Genomic DNA, 3,392 nt, shown 5'->3' on the forward strand with positions numbered 1-3,392 from the left:
CAAAGCAAAAACCCCTTGCTACGCGTTGTAGCAAGGGGTCTTTAGGGGAGCCTGACGATTACCTACTTTCACACGGGTATCCGCACTATCATCGGCGTGGAGTCGTTTCACGGTCCTGTTCGGGATGGGAAGGGGTGGTTCCAACTCGCTATGGTCATCAGGCATAACTTGTATGTTCTGCTGCACTGAGTGCAACAAAACCAATTCAGAAGAAGCGTAGTACTACATGTAGTTGGGTTGTGAGCGTATCAGCCTCGTTATGGGCACACGCAAACTCACACCAGCACAAAACACACTGGTTATAGGATCAAGCCTTACGGGCAATTAGTATCAGTTAGCTTAACGCATTACTGCGCTTCCACACCTGACCTATCAACGTCCTGGTCTTGAACGACCCTTCAAAGGAATCGAGTTCCTAGGGAAGTCTCATCTTAAGGCGAGTTTCCCGCTTAGATGCTTTCAGCGGTTATCTCTTCCGAACATAGCTACCCGGCGATGCCACTGGCGTGACAACCGGTACACCAGAGGTTCGTCCACTCCGGTCCTCTCGTACTAGGAGCAGCCCCCTTCAAACTTCCAACGCCCACGGCAGATAGGGACCAAACTGTCTCACGACGTTTTAAACCCAGCTCACGTACCTCTTTAAATGGCGAACAGCCATACCCTTGGGACCGGCTACAGCCCCAGGATGAGATGAGCCGACATCGAGGTGCCAAACACCGCCGTCGATATGAACTCTTGGGCGGTATCAGCCTGTTATCCCCAGAGTACCTTTTATCCGTTGAGCGATGGCCCTTCCATACAGAACCACCGGATCACTATGACCTGCTTTCGCACCTGCTCGACTTGTCAGTCTCGCAGTTAAGCACGCTTTTGCCATTGCACTATCAGCACGATTTCCGACCGTACCTAGCGTACCTTCGTACTCCTCCGTTACACTTTGGGAGGAGACCGCCCCAGTCAAACTGCCTACCATGCACTGTCCCCGATCCGGATTACGGACCTAGGTTAGAACCTCAAACAAACCAGGGTGGTATTTCAAGGATGGCTCCACAGAAACTAGCGTTCCTGCTTCAAAGCCTCCCACCTATCCTACACAGACCGGTTCAAAGTCCAATGCAAAGCTACAGTAAAGGTTCATGGGGTCTTTCCGTCTAGCCGCGGGTAGATTGCATCATCACAAACACTTCAACTTCGCTGAGTCTCGGGAGGAGACAGTGTGGCCATCGTTACGCCATTCGTGCAGGTCGGAACTTACCCGACAAGGAATTTCGCTACCTTAGGACCGTTATAGTTACGGCCGCCGTTTACCGGGACTTCAATCAAGAGCTTGCACCCCATCATTTAATCTTCCGGCACCGGGCAGGCGTCACACCCTATACGTCCACTTTCGTGTTTGCAGAGTGCTGTGTTTTTATTAAACAGTCGCAGCCACCAGTTTATTGCAACCCTTTCACCCTCCTGGCGCAGGCCAGTCAAGCTACAAGGGCGTACCTTATCCCGAAGTTACGGTACCAATTTGCCGAGTTCCTTCTCCCGAGTTCTCTCAAGCGCCTTAGAATACTCATCTCGCCCACCTGTGTCGGTTTGCGGTACGGTCTCGTATGACTGAAGCTTAGAGGCTTTTCTTGGAACCACTTCCAATTGCTTCGTGAACAAGTTCACTCGCCCCGTATCCTTGAATTCCGCGCCCGGATTTGCCTAAGCGCCTTCTCCAATACAGGGACCGGGACTTCCAACACCCGGACAACCTTCCGCGATCCGTCCCCCCATCGCATCATACGACGGTGCAGGAATATTAACCTGCTTCCCATCAGCTACGCATCTCTGCCTCGCCTTAGGGGCCGACTCACCCTACGCCGATGAACGTTGCGTAGGAAACCTTGGGCTTACGGCGAGGGGGCCTTTCACCCCCTTTATCGCTACTCATGTCAGCATTCGCACTTCTGATACCTCCAGCATCCTTCACAAGACACCTTCACAGGCTTACAGAACGCTCTCCTACCATGCGAGCAAGCTCGCATCCGCAGCTTCGGTATATTGCTTAGCCCCGTTACATCTTCCGCGCAGGACGACTCGATCAGTGAGCTATTACGCTTTCTTTAAAGGGTGGCTGCTTCTAAGCCAACCTCCTGACTGTTTTAGCCTTCCCACTTCGTTTCCCACTTAGCAATATTTAGGGACCTTAGCTGGCGGTCTGGGTTGTTTCCCTCTTGACACCGGACGTTAGCACCCGATGTCTGTCTCCCGTGATTGCACTCTTCGGTATTCGGAGTTTGCTATGGCGAAGTAATCCGCAATGGACCCTTCAACCATGACAGTGCTCTACCCCCGAAGGTGATACACGAGGCACTACCTAAATAGTTTTCGGAGAGAACCAGCTATTTCCAAGTTTGTTTAGCCTTTCACCCCTATCCACAGCTCATCCCCTAATTTTTCAACATTAGTGGGTTCGGACCTCCAGTACGTGTTACCGCACCTTCATCCTGGCCATGGATAGATCACTTGGTTTCGGGTCTACACCCAGCGACTGAACGCCCTATTCGGACTCGCTTTCGCTACGCCTTCCCTATTCGGTTAAGCTTGCCACTGAATGTAAGTCGCTGACCCATTATACAAAAGGTACGCCGTCACCCCTTACGAGGCTCCGACTGTTTGTATGCATGCGGTTTCAGGATCTATTTCACTCCCCTCCCGGGGTTCTTTTCGCCTTTCCCTCACGGTACTGGTTCACTATCGGTCGATTACGAGTATTTAGCCTTGGAGGATGGTCCCCCCATCTTCAGACAGGATTTCACGTGTCCCGCCCTACTTTTCTCAAGCTTAGTTCCACACCAGGGTTTTCTCATACGGGGCTATCACCCACTATGGCCGGACTTTCCATTCCGTTTTGATAACACCGGTGCTAAATCTTGAAGGCTGGTCCCATTTCGCTCGCCACTACTTTGGGAATCTCGGTTGATTTCTTTTCCTGCAGCTACTTAGATGTTTCAGTTCGCCGCGTTCGCTTCACTAGACCTATGTATTCAGTCTAGGATGACCCATTCGGGCCGGGTTTCCCCATTCGGACATTTGTGGATCAAAGCTTATTTGCCAGCTCCCCACAACTTTTCGCAGGCTATCGCGTCCTTCATCGCCTGTAATCGCCAAGGCATCCACCACATGCACTTATTCGCTTGACCCTATAACGAGAATGTCTCGTTACAGGTTGAGTTTTAGCGTTGTGCCGTATTCCAAGTCATCTTTCGATCACTTAAATACTAGTTGATACAATCACAACCCGTACAATTTCCACGCACCATCTCTAATGCGCTTCCGTTGTACTACTACTTCTTCTAAATTGTTAAAGAACAAATAACTGCATGACATTGCTGTCATTCAAAAACATTCAC

At 50.9% G+C, this 3,392-nt stretch carries 2 rRNA genes; both read right to left on the reverse strand.

Annotated elements, in window-relative coordinates:
- Positions 1 to 49: 49 nt before the first annotated feature.
- Positions 50 to 162, reverse strand: a 5S ribosomal RNA gene (gene rrf / locus CDV46_RS18600).
- A 141-nt stretch (positions 163 to 303) separates the two neighbouring features.
- Positions 304 to 3,182, reverse strand: a 23S ribosomal RNA gene (locus CDV46_RS18605).
- Between the last annotated feature and the right edge of the window lie 210 nt (positions 3,183 to 3,392).

Origin of the sequence: Pandoraea sp. PE-S2T-3 (assembly GCF_002179965.1) — a bacterium.
Taxonomy (GTDB): Bacteria; Pseudomonadota; Gammaproteobacteria; order Burkholderiales; family Burkholderiaceae; genus Pandoraea.